The organism is Sphingobacterium deserti, from assembly GCF_000757725.1.
Classification (GTDB): domain Bacteria; phylum Bacteroidota; class Bacteroidia; order Sphingobacteriales; family Sphingobacteriaceae; genus Sphingobacterium; species Sphingobacterium deserti.
Genome location: NZ_JJMU01000024.1, coordinates 265217 through 279845 on the forward strand (window position 1 = coordinate 265217; position 14629 = coordinate 279845).

15 protein-coding genes are annotated in these 14629 nt (G+C 42.4%); 9 read left to right on the forward strand and 6 right to left on the reverse strand.

The genetic code is table 11. From position 1 onward, the window contains the following. Position 1 precedes the first annotated feature (1 nt). On the reverse strand, positions 2 to 370 hold the full coding sequence (locus DI53_RS08505) for a DUF4359 domain-containing protein (protein ID WP_037497621.1): 369 nt from the start codon (positions 368 to 370) through the stop codon (positions 2 to 4). Positions 371 to 649: 279 nt separating this feature from the next. Continuing rightward, positions 650 to 1378, reverse strand: coding sequence for an SIMPL domain-containing protein (locus DI53_RS08510; protein WP_037497622.1), 729 nt, complete (start codon positions 1376 to 1378; stop codon positions 650 to 652). Positions 1379 to 1519: 141 nt separating this feature from the next. On the opposite strand from DI53_RS08510, the gene DI53_RS08515 reads away from it, so the two are divergent. Then, on the forward strand, positions 1520 to 1711 hold the full coding sequence (locus DI53_RS08515) for a cold-shock protein (protein ID WP_037497624.1): 192 nt from the start codon (positions 1520 to 1522) through the stop codon (positions 1709 to 1711). 63 nt (positions 1712 to 1774) lie between these two features. Here DI53_RS08515 and DI53_RS08520 read toward each other — a convergent pair whose 3' ends face one another. Then, complete coding sequence (locus DI53_RS08520; protein ID WP_052072218.1) at positions 1775 to 2215, reverse strand: DUF805 domain-containing protein; 441 nt, start codon at positions 2213 to 2215, stop codon at positions 1775 to 1777. A gap of 85 nt (positions 2216 to 2300) precedes the next feature. Further along, positions 2301 to 3026: a DNA repair protein RecO gene (gene recO / locus DI53_RS08525; protein ID WP_037497625.1), complete on the reverse strand. Its 726-nt coding sequence runs from the start codon at positions 3024 to 3026 to the stop codon at positions 2301 to 2303. Positions 3027 to 3288: 262 nt separating this feature from the next. On the opposite strand from recO, the gene rpmB reads away from it, so the two are divergent. The 7 genes from rpmB (at position 3289) to DI53_RS08555 (ending at position 8999) form a co-directional block, all read left to right on the forward strand. Then, positions 3289 to 3522: a 50S ribosomal protein L28 gene (gene rpmB, locus DI53_RS08530; protein ID WP_037497627.1), complete on the forward strand. Its 234-nt coding sequence runs from the start codon at positions 3289 to 3291 to the stop codon at positions 3520 to 3522. A 70-nt stretch (positions 3523 to 3592) separates the two neighbouring features. Next, on the forward strand, positions 3593 to 3775 hold the full coding sequence (gene rpmG, locus DI53_RS08535) for a 50S ribosomal protein L33 (protein ID WP_002998409.1): 183 nt from the start codon (positions 3593 to 3595) through the stop codon (positions 3773 to 3775). A 40-nt stretch (positions 3776 to 3815) separates the two neighbouring features. After that, positions 3816 to 3977, forward strand: a complete 162-nt coding sequence (locus tag DI53_RS19845) for a DUF4295 domain-containing protein (RefSeq protein WP_071790470.1) — start codon at positions 3816 to 3818, stop codon at positions 3975 to 3977. A 150-nt stretch (positions 3978 to 4127) separates the two neighbouring features. Next, positions 4128 to 5090 carry a signal recognition particle-docking protein FtsY gene (gene ftsY / locus DI53_RS08540; RefSeq protein ID WP_037497629.1) on the forward strand — a complete coding sequence of 321 codons (963 nt, stop codon included), beginning with the start codon at positions 4128 to 4130 and terminating at the stop codon, positions 5088 to 5090. A 119-nt stretch (positions 5091 to 5209) separates the two neighbouring features. After that, positions 5210 to 6544 carry a 30S ribosomal protein S12 methylthiotransferase RimO gene (gene rimO, locus DI53_RS08545; RefSeq protein ID WP_037497631.1) on the forward strand — a complete coding sequence of 445 codons (1335 nt, stop codon included), beginning with the start codon at positions 5210 to 5212 and terminating at the stop codon, positions 6542 to 6544. A gap of 260 nt (positions 6545 to 6804) precedes the next feature. After that, a complete protein-coding gene (gene bshC / locus DI53_RS08550) occupies positions 6805 to 8394 on the forward strand; it encodes a bacillithiol biosynthesis cysteine-adding enzyme BshC (protein WP_037497633.1) in 1590 nt (529 codons plus the stop codon). Further along, positions 8394 to 8999, forward strand: a complete 606-nt coding sequence (locus DI53_RS08555) for a Crp/Fnr family transcriptional regulator (RefSeq protein WP_157836763.1) — start codon at positions 8394 to 8396, stop codon at positions 8997 to 8999. Before bshC ends, DI53_RS08555 begins: the two co-directional genes overlap by 1 nt. Here the strand turns inward: DI53_RS08555 and ctlX are convergent, their stop codons facing one another. Both ctlX and DI53_RS08565 read right to left on the reverse strand, forming a co-directional pair. Next, a complete protein-coding gene (gene ctlX / locus DI53_RS08560) occupies positions 9000 to 9914 on the reverse strand; it encodes a citrulline utilization hydrolase CtlX (protein ID WP_037497636.1) in 915 nt (304 codons plus the stop codon). Positions 9915 to 9918: 4 nt separating this feature from the next. Then, positions 9919 to 10833, reverse strand: coding sequence for a dimethylarginine dimethylaminohydrolase family protein (locus tag DI53_RS08565; RefSeq protein ID WP_037497638.1), 915 nt, complete (start codon positions 10831 to 10833; stop codon positions 9919 to 9921). A 521-nt stretch (positions 10834 to 11354) separates the two neighbouring features. On the opposite strand from DI53_RS08565, the gene gcvP reads away from it, so the two are divergent. After that, a complete protein-coding gene (gene gcvP, locus DI53_RS08570; protein WP_037497640.1) occupies positions 11355 to 14228 on the forward strand; it encodes an aminomethyl-transferring glycine dehydrogenase in 2874 nt (957 codons plus the stop codon). Positions 14229 to 14629 lie beyond the last annotated feature (401 nt).

Consider the following 14629-nt stretch of genomic DNA (forward strand, 5'->3'; position numbering starts at 1 on the left):
CCTACTTGGCTTTAATCATCTTAACAATCTCTGCGGCCTTTTCGTCGATCTTTTTGCTGAGCCAAACGTGTTTGAAAGCACCTACACCCAGAATATTTTCCTGATTCTCCCAGTGTACCTTCGTAACGGAAAACAAGTAATAGTTATCTGTCTTGATGTGGTTTTTCATGAATTGGTCTATTAGCGTATTGCCGAATAGCTGTACGCCGAAATCAACAATGCTTCGGTTTTCCGTACCAGCCTGCTCCTTCAATAACATAATAGCTTTTTCGCGCACAGCATCCTCGTGCTGCTCCTTCGTTGGGTTTGTCCAAAACGCCACTACCATCAATAGAATGACCGTGAGGGCGAATACTCTCGTTTTGCTCATCTCTACAAAAATACGATTTTACTTGAGCAAAGTGAGGGGTAGGAATTTATAAGGGGCTGTCCAAAAAGATAATTGATCAACTTCAAAAGGCGCCATTGCGAGGAAGTATGACGACCGCCGAAGGCAGCTCCGAAGGAAATCAATCTGCATTTTTATTTTCTAAGATTGCTTCGCCGTCGTTCCTCCTTCTCGCAATGACGAAAGGTAGTTAGTTTTTAAACAGCCTCTTCTGAATTTCTTATCCTATGTGCTTGAAAAAGGCACATCATTGACTTTAATTTATAATAGTTCGAAGATGCCATCAATATTGCACGTAAGCTTGATCGGCCGGACACTGATATCAAGTCCTTGTTCCATACCGCCGGCTGCATCAGCTGATTCCATCTGTACTTTGGCCATGCTGTACGCCCGCGGAGAAGGCATGATGTCATTCCAGCCGAAAGAACTATTGTCATTGATAGCCAATACTTTCCCGACCTTATCGCCAGTGGCTGTTGCTATAATTTCTGCATTAGCACGTGCATCTTGTACGGCTGCCACCTTCAATTCCTTTTCGATCTGACGCTTCTGCGAATGATCGTATCCATTGATGGATGTGCTTTGTACGCCTTTCGGATCTACCTTATCCATCATGCTATTTAACCCGTTCAAATTCGATATCTTGAGGCGATACTGTTTGGCCTGAAGCAGTTCGTTATTGCCTTTTTTCTTGCTGTCGTAGTTATAGCTATACACATTCTGTATCGTGAAATCTTCCTTTTTAACACCAATAGCGAGTGCCGCGTTGTAAAGCTGTTTTTCCAAAGTTTCGATGTCGACCTTTTTCTTATTGTTTCCATCGACAAAATACTCCCTAAGTGAAATCGACAGGTATACGATATCCGGTGTAACTTCCCGTTCCGCGTAGCCACGCGTAGAAACCTTTCTACTAGATTCGTAATTGTTGTTTTGTGCGCTGGCAATTGTTGCCATGCAGAGGGCTAAAAGTAAACCTGCAAATTTTTTCATGTTCTTTGGTTTATACTTCTACAAAAATGTTTTCGATTTGTTTGACCACTTAAAAACCTTTTCGTTTAAAATTTTGAAAGAAATAAAGAGACATTGAAAAATAATTTATACCTTTAGTTTTAATACAAAACAAAATTAACAATGCAAGAAGGCGTAGTAAAATTCTTTAATGAGACCAAAGGTTTCGGTTTCATCATTCCTAACTCTGGCGAGAGCGAAATCTTCGTTCACGTGTCAGGTTTAGTAGACAAAGTTCGTGAGAATGACCATGTATCATTTGAGATCGAACAGGGCCGTAAAGGTCTTAATGCGGTAAATGTAAAGCTTATCTAAAAAAGATTTCAAATATATTTATTGTGAAAAAGCCAGATCGACATGATCTGGCTTTTTTTAGTATTAAGGGTTGGGATTGTTAAACGGATTGTTCGGTGTTGGCGGGAAATTAGTAAATGGATTTCCTCCATTATCACCTGCTTTCGGATCTGGCCCAAACTCGTTCGGCCCCACATCGCCTTCCTTAATCATCAAATACAAAAAGTAGATGTTAACCAAGGGGATGAAGTAAAATACTATATACCAAGTCGGACAGCTTGTGTCGTGAAGGCGACGTACACCAACAGCAAGCGTCGGAATAAGGACAGCTAAACCGACTAATGAAAGAAGGCCAGTAAAGATCATTCCCAAAGTATCACTTATGAAAGTGAAAATACCACCAACTATTAAAAGGGCAATGTATATGCCGATCAATACAAGCATGTACATCCAGTACTCTTTGCGTCGCGCTCGTCCTTCAAAATTTGCGTAGTTGTCTCTCACAACCTTTAGAAACCATTCCATAGCTATTATTTAGTTTTTATAAAAAATTGTTACGTATTCTGTTTTTCAACAAATTAGGTTCCAAAATGTTTGTTCAACTAAATATTTATTGAAAAATTTCCTCAAGGATGTACAAGGAATGAACGTTTCCAAAATTTTCAGTATGAAGTTTATAAAATTCTAGGATCTTCTCCAGCAGGTATTTTCGGTCGGCTTTAAGCATTCGTATCTGTTGAGCTTCTTCAAAGCTTGTTTTTAGCAGCATTTGAAAAAGCGTTGTATGGGGTTCCTGAAGAATATGGCTGTGGGCGGGTAGGTTGTTGCAAAAGACGCCATCCAGCAGGTCGAAGTAAGGGTGAGATCGATCGGATTGATGGAGCGGGAGAAATCCTAAAAATCGGCTTAATCGCACCAAGAATATGAGGTGAAAATTTGCTAATCCCTCTTGCGTTGAATCAAGCCAAAGGATAGCTTGCACAATGAAATGGAAGAGAAACGGATCTGCGGATTGCTGACGAAGCACTTTGTAAAGAATCTCATTGATAAACATTGCCAATGCGCTTTTTTGGATATCGAAAGGGATCTCGTGCAAAAGAGGAAGTTGGCGAACTTCCTGTATACGTTGTAGACCGCCTGAATCTTTATGGTACACCACCATGTCGAGCGGATGCAGTGGCTGAAAAAGATTTGCGGAAATTTTAGCTTTGGGTTTTTTAGCGCCGTTGATAAGAAAAGCCTGCATGCCGAATGCCTCCGTAAACACATGAGCCACAATACTACTTTCTGAATAGTTTGTCGTCTTTAAGGCTATTCCCTTTGTTTTGTGGAGCATCTTCGTCTGTTAATGTTGTAAATATACGAAGGAATCGGAAAGCATAAGAAAACGATAATGTTAATTGTGGAAAACTATTTGTTTAGCTACTGCTAAGTTGCGGGCTGAAAAAAGCTTACTTTTGCTAGATAGCGCAAGGTCTTCCCCAAAATTTAAAAATTATTATTTTCCTTCCTTGCAATTCCCAAAAGAAATAATGATATTTGCAAACTCTTTGTGAAAAGAGTAAAAAGACAATAGATAACATTAAAAATCAAATATCATGTCAAGAATTTGTGATTTAACAGGCAAGGCGGCATTAAAAGGAAATAACGTTTCGCACTCAAACGTAAAGACTAAACGTAAATTTTACCCAAATTTACAGACTAAGCGTTTCTACATTCCAGAAGAAGATCGTTGGATTACGTTGAAAGTATCAACATCTGCAATCAAAACTATTAACAAGAACGGTATTACAGCAGTTATCAATAAATTTATCCAAAAAGGATCTATTTAATTAACACCGCCTGTTATCAAAATATTCATGAAATCTATCTGTCAGCTGGCGGATTAAACAACGTAAAACAATGGCTAAAAAGGGAAATAGAGTACAAGTAATCTTAGAATGTACTGAGCACAAGGAAAGTGGTCTTCCGGGCATGTCTCGTTATATCACTACAAAGAACAAAAAGAATACAACTGAGCGTTTAGAATTGAAAAAATTCAATCCTGTGCTTAGAAAAGTAACTGTTCACAAAGAAATTAAGTAATTAACGTTTGAGCATTTTGCTCGTTTAAAAATATAAAACAATGGCAAAGAAAGCAGTTGCATCGTTACAAAAAGGGGGTGGTAAAGAGTTTACTAAAGTTGTCCTTACCGCTAAATCTGCAAAAACTGGAGCATATACTTTCAAAGAGAGTATGGTGCACAACGATAAAGTAAAAGAGGTTTTAGCAGGAGCTTCTAAATAAGCTGAGCAGGAACTTTCCTTTTTTTAAGGTTTATCTTTAAAAACTAAGAAGCCGTTTTGGTATACGCCGAAAGGGCTTTTTTAGTATAGCTGATTTTGCCTATATTTGGCAGGTTGTAAGCAAGGCATAACCATTTATATTAGGTTACATATGGGATTATTCGATTTCTTTAAGAAAAAACAGGAAACAGAAGAGGCACAGGAAGCTCTTGATAAAGGTTTGGAAAAAACTAAAGAAGGCTTTCTTTCTAAAATAACCAAGGCTGTAGTTGGGAAATCAACTATCGACGATGAGGTGCTGGATAATCTCGAAGAGGTACTTGTAATGTCCGATGTAGGCGTGACAACAACGCTCAAAATTGTCGATCGGATCCAAAAACGTGCCGCTCGCGATAAGTACGTCGGAACCGATGACCTGAATCGTTTGCTTAAAGAAGAAATTCAAGACCTCCTTGCGGAGAACAATAGCAATGATTTCGAAACCTTTGAATATGGTAGCCATAAGCCCTATGTCATTATGGTGGTTGGTGTAAATGGGGTTGGCAAAACCACAACTATCGGGAAGCTTGCTCATCAGTTGAAAGAAGCTGGAAATAAGGTGGTGTTAGGTGCGGCAGATACCTTCCGTGCTGCTGCGGTAGACCAGATTCAGCTTTGGGGTGAGCGCGTAGGTGTACGCGTCGTTGCACAACCTATGGGCTCTGATCCAGCGTCTGTTGCTTACGATACCGTGAAGTCTGCTGTTGCAAATGGCGATGACGTAGCGATTATAGACACCGCCGGGCGTTTACACAATAAGGTCGGCCTGATGAATGAGCTGACCAAGATCAAAAACGTCATGCAAAAAGTGGTGCCTGATGCGCCCCACGAAATATTGTTAGTACTAGACGCATCAACTGGACAGAATGCCATTGAACAGGCCACACAATTTACGCAAGCGACGGATGTGAATGCGCTGGCCTTAACGAAACTTGACGGCACAGCAAAAGGTGGCGTTGCCATCGGCATATCTGATCAATTCAAAATTCCCGTCAAATATATTGGTGTAGGAGAGAAGATAGGCGATTTGCAGCTGTTCAATAAGAAAGATTTTGTTGAAAGTTTATTTAAATAGGGAATTCTCCTACGTTTAAACGAAATAAATAAGCTTCTTCGGGAGCGCAATAAAGGAAATAGAGGATACGCTCAGGTGCTGGCGACTATGCGAGCCACCTGGACGCTGAAGAGAAGAAGATGAAAACAAAATATGCAAAGGTAGCTTCGCCGGTAAGTAAACCGCGAGTCAATGTCGTGACATTGGGCTGTTCCAAAAACATACATGACTCTGAAGTCTTGATGGGGCAGCTGAAAGGCAACCAAATGGAAGTTGTACATGAAGCTTCCAATATTCGCGCGAACGATATTGTTGTTATCAATACCTGTGGCTTTATCGACAATGCAAAGCAGGAATCTATTGACACGATTCTACAATATTCCGAGCTTAAAGATCAAGGAAAAGTAAATAAAGTCATCGTTACGGGCTGTCTTTCTGAGCGATACAAACCTGAACTAGAGGCCGAGATTCCGAATGTAGATGCATACTTCGGCACGAACGATCTGCCCGAATTGTTGTCGACGATCGGGGCTGATTATAGGCACGAGCTATTGGGCGAACGTTTACTTACTACACCGTCTCATTTTTCATACTTCAAAATCGCAGAAGGCTGTAATAGGCCATGCTCATTCTGCGCAATCCCCTTGATGCGCGGCAAACATGTCTCTAAATCGATAGATGATTTAGTGAAAGAAGCGAAATTTTTGGCATCGAATGGCACGAAAGAACTTATTCTTATTGCACAAGATCTTACCTACTATGGTCTTGATATTTATGGTAAAAGAAACCTTGCCGATTTGATGCGCCACTTGTCCGATGTGGACGGTATCGAATGGATTCGCCTGCAATATGCATATCCTTCGGGCTTCCCTATGGATATTTTGGATGCGATGAACGAGCGCGCTAATATTTGCAATTATCTTGATATGCCTTTACAACATATTAGTGATAATATGTTAAAATCGATGCGTCGTGGCACAAGCAAGCAAAAGCAAATTGATCTCGTGAATCAAATCCGGGATAAAGTGCCTGATATAGCATTGCGCACGACACTTATCTGTGGTTACCCTGGCGAAACTGAGCAAGATTTTGACGAGATGCTTGAGTGGGTAGAAACTTCCCGTTTCGATCGTCTAGGTTGTTTTACCTACTCCCACGAGGAAAAGACGCATGCGCATAGCTTGGTAGACGATGTTGCCGAAGAGGTGAAAGAATCACGTGTGGAGCAGATTATGGAGGTACAGCAAGGGATTTCCTTTGAAAAAAACCAGGATAAGATTGGTAATAGCTATAAAGTATTAATAGATCGTGTAGATGGAGACTATTTTATCGGCCGTACCGAGTATGACTCTCCAGAGGTAGATAACGAAGTCGTTTTGAATGCCAAAGATAATTACGCGCGCATCGGTGATTTTGTTCACGTGCAGATTGATCGGGCTGAAGATTTCGATCTTTATGGAACGATAATCAAGTAAGGAAAAGCATGCCTATTGTACAAATCGCGAGCTAAAAGTTCGCGATTTTTGTTTTGTGTATGGCCGATTTTACAGCGATGTATAAAGCTATTGTCAAATAAGCGCTAAAATAGTATCTCACTACCTACCTTTTCTGAAAATTATGTAATTTGACGAGCTGTTCGGTGATGCGCAAATTCATTTTATCCATTTATGGATATGCGTAAGAAGTTCTTTCTTTAACATCTTTTGATCCCGAAGCAACAAAGTAGAAGAGATAAATGAAAGCAACATATATCGATTACAGCGATACCGCAAGTTTTTCGAACACCTTATTGGCCTATTTGTCGAATGACGAACAGCTGAGGCCGTTTTATGGGGAGCGACCAGATTTAAATGGGTTTCGCGCACAGATAGATCGCCGGCAAGACTTCGAACATCGCAAGCTGCTGGTTTCGCAATTACAACAACAATATGGGGAAAAGCTGGAACAATCCCCACGCGTGGCGGCAAATGTATCGATGCTTGGCGAGCGCAATACCTTCACCGTAACCACAGGGCATCAGCTAAATATATTTACCGGCCCCCTCTATTTTATCTTTAAAATCGTGACCGCCATTCGTTTGGCAAAAGACTTAAAGGCAGCTTTTCCGGAATATAACTTCGTGCCGGTCTATTGGATGGCGACTGAAGACCATGATTTTGCCGAAATTAATCACACCCGTGTTTTCGGAAAGAAGATCAGTTGGGATGTACCGGCAGTCTCCGGAACGGGTAGGATGTCAACGGAAAGCATCGCGGATGCGGTAAAGCAATATTGTAATACTTTTGGGCTGTCGCCCAATGCTGAGCGACTTAAAGCTATTGTTGAACAAGCTTATCTGCAAGGACTCTCCCTGGCCGATGCAACCCGGTCTATGGTGAATGAACTTTTCAACCAGCAAGGGCTCGTTATTATCGATGCCGATAGAGAAGCGTTTAAACATGTTTTTATCCCCTGTATTCAGCAAGATATATTGGGAGAAAAGAGCGTCAAGGCAATAGCGAATGCATCGAAGAAATTGGAGGATCTGGGCTTCCAAACGCAGGTGCATGCTCGAGATATTAATTTCTTCTACCTCACCGATGAATTTCGCGAGCGTATCGTGCGACTGGACGACGGCCGTTTTGAAGTGCTACATCAAGATATCTACTTCACGGAAGAAGAGCTTCGGGCGGAAATTGAAAAACACCCCGAGCGCTTCAGTCCAAACGTGGTTATGCGTCCACTCTATCAGGAAATTATTCTGCCTAATTTGGCTTACATCGGTGGCGGTGCAGAAGTTGTATATTGGCTGCAGCTGAAATCTAATTTCAATCAATATGACGTACCCTTCCCGATTCTCGTGCCCCGCAATTCGGCCATGATAACCGATGACGGAATTACCGGAAAGATTTTCCGTTTAGACTTGACATTCAAGAGTATTTTTAAATCGGCAGATGCTCTTAAAAATGAATATGTACGCAGGCATACCAAGCATCGGCTCAATCTACGTGATGAATGGATGGAACTCAATTCTATCTTTGGAAAAATCAAACTACGCACGCATAAGATAGATCCTAGCCTGAGCGCCAGCACAGAAGCCGTAAAAGCACGGCTGAAGAAAGCAATCAACAGCCTGGAAAAAAAACTCCTTAAAGCGGATAAACATAACTACGAAGACGCGCTGATTCAGATCGAGCGCGTAAAAGACAAACTTTTCCCCAACGGCGGTCTGCAAGAGCGATCAGAAAATTTTGCGTCGTTGTATGTGAAGCATGGTGAGTCGTTGATAGACGAGTTGGAAAAGCACTTCAATCCGCTCGACTTTAAATTTACAATTTTATACTAGTGGAAAACGCTACGCATAACCTTTTAGAAAGTCGATTTTATGCTTACTATAGTGAGAAAGGCGGCTTATCAGCAGATCATTTTGAAGAGCTTAAACCCTATTATTCATTTAAAACCGTACCGCATAATACATACTTATTGCGAGAAGGTGAGATAGGGCATTACGCATTTTTTGTGGAGAGCGGCTTATTACAGTCTTTCTCGCTGGATGAAAAGGGGGGCGAACATATCCTGCAATTTGCACCAGAAAATTGGATTATTGCGGATCGGGCAAGTCAGTATTTCAATAAGCCTTCGGACTATTATATTAAAGCTATCGAACATTCTACTGTTGTGTTTATCCAGCCAGCGTTTATGGAAAAGGCGTCGCAATGGAGCAATGAATTTGCCTGTTTTTTAGAAAATTCGCTACAGCGCAATATCTACATACAACAAAAGCGGATCAATTCGCTGCTGGCGATGACGGCCAAACAACGCTATCTTTCATTTATGGATATGTATCCAGGCCTGCTTTTGCGGGTGCCACAATGGATGATTGCTTCCTACTTGGGCATTACGCCGGAAAGCCTCAGTCGGGTGAGGCGTGAACTGCTTAGCGATCGATAATTAATAAAACACTTCGGCGATCATGCATCGCGCGCTTCCACCGCCCCCTGTTTCTATGGTAGATAGTGGCGAGTGAATAATCTCTCCGTACTTTTCAAGTTCTCGTATTTGTTCGGAAGTGAAGCTCTGATAAGCCTGTGTGCTCATCAGAATATGGGGCTCGCCTGTTATGGCATGGAGTTCTAAAATATTTCCGGCAAAGTGTTCCATCTGCTGTTCCGTAATTTCGATAATGCTTTTTCCACTGTCTTGTAAACGCATAATAAGTTTTTCCCGGGCAAGGAGGTTATCGACAGCGTCAAGACAAACGACGGCAAATGCCGTCCCTATAGAAAGCATCACGTTCGTATGATAAATTGCTTTGCGCAGTCCACCTACGGTTTGATTTGCTTCAAAAATAAAGGGGTCATATCCTAAATCCAGACAAAACTGGTGAACGATGCCCGCATCTGCCCGAGGAGACAAGGCGCAATATGCTGTTCGCTGTACCCGGTCCAGGATAAGACTTCCTGTCCCTTCCAAAAATCGATGGTCCTGCTCGAATGCTGTGTAATCCAATATATCATCGAATCTTAATCCCCATTTCTCTAATGCTTCTAAATAATTTAGCTGCCTTTCCCGACGCCGATTTTCAGCAAACATCGGATAAAGCACAGCCGAACGCTTATGAAAAGATATACAGTTGTTGGGAAAAATACTATCCGGCGTATCGAAAAGACCTTCGTCCTGAATAACTAGCGTGTTTATTCTATGGTCGTTGAGGTGTTGAACAAAGCGATCAAATTCTTGCAAAGCAAGTTCTGCCGCATTATCAACCATAATGTCTTCTTGAAAATAGTTATTCACTGCGGTTTCCTCATTTTTCCGGAAACGGTATGGTCGAACCATTAGGATCGTGTCGGTCGTCTGTTTCATGGTGTTAATCTCGATAGAGTGGAAGTGTGGAGCACCGCAATAACCCTTCTTGTTTCCCTATTTCATGGTAAGGAATCTTCTCTACGGCGAATCCTTTTCTGCTTAGCCATTGGTTAAGCCGGTCAAACCGCTCTTCTGTGACGACAACCTTTTCGGAAATAGAGAATACGTTACTAAACATTTGGTACATTTCATCTGCGGTGATATGAAGCAGATTTTCTTCGCCAAATAGATCATGTAGGTATTGGTATTCATCCGGATTACGAAAGCCGCCTTTAAAAATAATTGCCTTATCCGTGCCAACAGGTTGAAAGCAACAGTCGAGGTGCAATGCATTCTTACGGGCATCGGTCATAGATTTTATAAGATCAAATGCAAGAACTTTTTTATCTGGAAACAACTCCTTCAAAAAGTGTACCCCCTGCATATTGGTGCGCGCCGTATTTAGCGCGGCATAATCGGAGCCGAGATAGGTACCCACGAAAAGGTAGTCGTTCCAAACAATCACATCACCACCTTCAATATGAACATCTTCTGGAGGAATAATTAATTTAGAGGGCTCGATCTTTTTTACGATATGTTGGATCGCTTGCCATTCTGCGGCACGATCGGGCAGTATGTTTGCTTTGATAAGGATATCGTCTATAACAAAACCGATATCGCGAGAGAATATCTGATTTAAATCAGGGATGATATCGGGACGATGGACGGTGACTTCATGCCGCTCCAAAACCTGGAGGAAGCGATTTATCTCTTCCTGCATATCCTTCTCTAGAGGGTAAGTTCCCGCTAAGATGTGCTCTCGGGATTTTGGATCATATGCGTCCGCTGCGTCAGGAGTGGGGCCGTTTTTATCGACTGTTCCTAAAATGACCGCACGTAATTTACTTGTCTCGTTTTTGACTGAAAGCTTCAACATAAAAATTAATATAGGTCGCAAATATGATATAAAGATAGTTAATTATTTTGATCGTAACCTGTAGCGTAGGTGCTATTTTTATCGATTTATAGGTGGTTTATAAACAGGCGAATTATGAAAAATAACTAACTCGCTTTCTCTCTATTACCTTTGGTTTTTATATAAAAGGCTATTCTAAAGGTACTGTTACGGAACTAGAGCTCGCTGATGGATTGGAGGTGAAAATTGTATAAGGAAAAGGCATAGCAGCATTTCGAAAATTTATTGACAACCTGTAGGAGGGGATGACCTCTGAAGTTACAAATAAAGGGGAATTACGCGTTCATAATCAAGAGTTTGTTGCTGCCAAGGGCCACGCAAACGATTGTTATATTTTTGTCGTAAAGAAATGAAATGTCCAGCTATTTATTCGCAGATAAAATCGTATTTTTGCACTCTCAAAACGTATATGAAAAAGTGTCTTTCTAAAGACCGCATAGGATGGGTTTAGGATGATGCGAAGGAAAAAGTTAAGCGCAACAATGAGCAACGTATTTTATCAAGAAAAATTTCAAGATCGTCATAACGGCCCGAGGGCAGAAGAGGCGCAAGAAATGTTAGCCTTCTTAGGCGTATCGTCGGTAGATGAACTTATCGAGCAAACCGTTCCCAGCCAAATCAGACTGAAGAAACCACTGGCTTTACCGGAAGCGTTGAGCGAGAAAGGTTATTTAGCCAAGGTGAAGCAGCTTGCAGATAAAAACAAAGTATTCAAATCTTACATAGGTCAAGGTTATTACGACGTGACTGTACCCGGCGTTATTCAGCGCAATGTGCTGGAAAATCCAGGTTGGTATACGCAGTACACTCCCTATCAGGCAGAAATCGCGCAAGGACGTTTGCAGGCATTGCTTAACTTCCAAACAGCCGTTTCCGATCTTACCGGTTTGGATGTTGCGAATGCATCATTGTTAGACGAGGCTACTGCTGCTGCAGAAGCTATGTTTATGCTTTACAGTGCGCGTAAAAACAAGGCAGCTCACGTTTTCCTTGTAACGCCTAATGTATATCCACAAACATTGGACGTTTTGCAGACTAGGGCCACGCCTTTTGGAGTGGAAATCCGTATGGCAGATTTGGTAGAGGCAAACCTTACCGATGATGTCTTTGCGGCCTTTATACAGTATCCCGCTGCTGATGGTACAATTTCAGATTTTACGAACTTCAGCACCGCAGCACATGCAAAAAATATCACTATTTGCGTTGCAGCAGACCTTCTTTCGTTGACCTTGCTCACGCCTCCGGGCGAATGGGGAGCTGACGTCGTTGTAGGTAACTCGCAGCGCTTTGGCGTGCCTATGGGATTCGGTGGACCACATGCTGCTTTCTTCGCTACAAAAGATGCATTTAAGCGCAATATCCCCGGTCGTATTATCGGTGTAACGTCTGATGCCAATGGCGACTATGCGCTACGTATGGCGTTGCAAACGCGGGAACAGCACATCCGTCGCGATAAAGCATCATCAAATATTTGTACTGCGCAGGCTTTATTAGCTATTATGGCCTCTTTTTATGCAGTATACCACGGCCCGAAAGGCATAAAAAATATTGCTAGCCGCATCAACGACTTGACCAAATTATTGGATCAAGCCCTACAGGAACTCGGCTACGAACAAACAAATAGCGCCTACTTCGACACGCTGCGCGTCGTAGTAGGCGACCAAGTTGGTGCGCTGAAAGGCGAAGCGCTAAACAACGAGCTAAACTTTTTCTATAGCGAAGGTACCGTTGGCATCTCCATTGATGAAACGACCACCTTTGAGGATATACAGACGATCGTTAAGGTTTTTGCAAAAATCAAGGCGAAAAGTTTAAATGATGTGGATTTAAAAGGGTTGGCTGCAGAGCTTTCTTCATCCATCCCAGAATCGCTCGTTCGTACGTCTGATTACTTGACACATCCGATATTCAATAGCTACCATTCGGAAAGCGAAATGCTGCGTTACATCAAGTCGTTAGAATCCAAAGACCTATCGCTTTGCCATTCTATGATTCCGCTAGGATCATGTACCATGAAGTTGAATGCAACAACCGAGATGGTGCCTTTAACGTGGGTGCACTTTGGTGGTCTGCATCCTTTTGCTCCGGTAGATCAAACATCGGGCTACATGCAATTGATTAACGAATTAAACGATTGGTTGTCTGAGATTACGGGATTTGCGAAAATGTCCTTCCAGCCCAACTCTGGTGCACAAGGCGAATATGCCGGCTTAATGGTTATTCGTGCATACCACGAAAGCCGTTCGGAAGGCCACCGTAATATCTGTTTGATTCCTGCATCAGCCCACGGAACAAACCCGGCATCAGCGTCTATGGCTGGCTTGAAAGTGGTCGTTGTGAAGTGTGATGAGTTAGGTAATATAGATGTGGCAGACCTTCGCGCACGTGCAGAAGAGCATGCTGAAAACCTTAACTCCTTGATGGTGACCTACCCATCTACGCACGGTGTGTTTGAAGAATCAATCATTGAGATTTGTGAAATTATTCACGCCAATGGCGGACAGGTGTATATGGACGGAGCAAACATGAATGCTCAGGTAGGCTTGACAAGCCCTGGCTTCATTGGAGCTGACGTTTGCCACTTAAACCTACATAAGACGTTTTGTATTCCACATGGTGGGGGCGGGCCTGGCATGGGACCTATCGGTGTTGTTGAGCATTTGGTACCCTTCCTTCCAAACCATGAAGTAGTAGCGGTTTCCGGCGAAGAAGGTATTTCTGCTGTTTCTGCTGCTCCATTTGGATCGGCATCTATCCTGACCATCTCATATGCCTATATCGCGATGATGGGTACGGAAGGATTAACAGCGGCGACGAAGATTGCGATCTTGAATGCAAACTACATTAAAGCACGTTTAGAAGGACATTACTCCGTTCTTTATGCTGGAGCAAACGGACGCTGCGCACACGAGATGATTTTGGATTGCCGCGGATTCAAAAACGTAGGTATTGAAGTTGCCGATATAGCGAAACGTTTAATGGACTACGGTTTTCACGCACCAACAGTTTCTTTCCCCGTTGCAGGCACCTTGATGGTAGAGCCAACAGAGTCTGAATCGAAAGCTGAACTAGATCGTTTCTGTGATGCATTAATTGCCATCCGCGCGGAAATTGCTGCCGTAGAGGCTGGTGAAGCTGACCAAAAAGAAAATGTTTTAAAACATGCGCCGCATACCGCAGAGGTAGTCACAGCAGATGAGTGGAGCAGACCTTACAGCAGACAGACTGCAGCGTATCCGCTTCCTTATTTGAAGGCTAATAAGTTTTGGCCTTCCGTAGGGCGAGTAAACGACTCGCAGGGTGATAGAACGTTAATCTGTTCTTGTCCATCTATTGAAGAATACGCAGAGGCTTAATTAGAATATTGAACCTTAAAGTGCGGCCGTTTCAACTTATTTGAGGCGGCCGTATTTTTTGTGTTGAAGGTTATACGTGCTGAATGGTGCATCTGTTTTTGTTTTCGTATGGTAAGCTAAATGTCTAATGCGAACACAGCGACTTCAACGTCTGTAGATCGGATTTCCCCGATTACATTAGCATTATGATCAACATCTCGAACTCAGTGTGGGGTCTTGCTAACAGACGAAACGTCCGGTCATTGTTTGTTTGTCGCAATAGCCTTCTTGGTTGAGAACAAAAAGGACGTTGCCCATAGGTTGGGCAAGGAAAAAGACCTCCTGAAAAAATAGAGCATATAAACGACGCGGAAAGCACATATAAAATCTTTGAGAATCGATTATTTAGTACATGTATATAA

Bases quoted from the DNA above. Each gene is read 5' to 3' on its own strand.
- DI53_RS08505 (WP_037497621.1), bottom strand. From the start codon at position 370: ATGAGCAAAACGAGAGTATTCGCCCTCACGGTCATTCTATTGATGGTA.
- DI53_RS08510 (WP_037497622.1), bottom strand. From the start codon at position 1,378: ATGAAAAAATTTGCAGGTTTACTTTTAGCCCTCTGCATGGCAACAATT.
- DI53_RS08515 (WP_037497624.1), top strand. From the start codon at position 1,520: ATGCAAGAAGGCGTAGTAAAATTCTTTAATGAGACCAAAGGTTTCGGT.
- DI53_RS08520 (WP_052072218.1), bottom strand. From the start codon at position 2,215: ATGGAATGGTTTCTAAAGGTTGTGAGAGACAACTACGCAAATTTTGAA.
- recO (WP_037497625.1), bottom strand. From the start codon at position 3,026: ATGCTCCACAAAACAAAGGGAATAGCCTTAAAGACGACAAACTATTCA.
- rpmB (WP_037497627.1), top strand. From the start codon at position 3,289: ATGTCAAGAATTTGTGATTTAACAGGCAAGGCGGCATTAAAAGGAAAT.
- rpmG (WP_002998409.1), top strand. From the start codon at position 3,593: ATGGCTAAAAAGGGAAATAGAGTACAAGTAATCTTAGAATGTACTGAG.
- DI53_RS19845 (WP_071790470.1), top strand. From the start codon at position 3,816: ATGGCAAAGAAAGCAGTTGCATCGTTACAAAAAGGGGGTGGTAAAGAG.
- ftsY (WP_037497629.1), top strand. From the start codon at position 4,128: ATGGGATTATTCGATTTCTTTAAGAAAAAACAGGAAACAGAAGAGGCA.
- rimO (WP_037497631.1), top strand. From the start codon at position 5,210: ATGAAAACAAAATATGCAAAGGTAGCTTCGCCGGTAAGTAAACCGCGA.
- bshC (WP_037497633.1), top strand. From the start codon at position 6,805: ATGAAAGCAACATATATCGATTACAGCGATACCGCAAGTTTTTCGAAC.
- ctlX (WP_037497636.1), bottom strand. From the start codon at position 9,914: ATGAAACAGACGACCGACACGATCCTAATGGTTCGACCATACCGTTTC.
- DI53_RS08565 (WP_037497638.1), bottom strand. From the start codon at position 10,833: ATGTTGAAGCTTTCAGTCAAAAACGAGACAAGTAAATTACGTGCGGTC.
- gcvP (WP_037497640.1), top strand. From the start codon at position 11,355: ATGAGCAACGTATTTTATCAAGAAAAATTTCAAGATCGTCATAACGGC.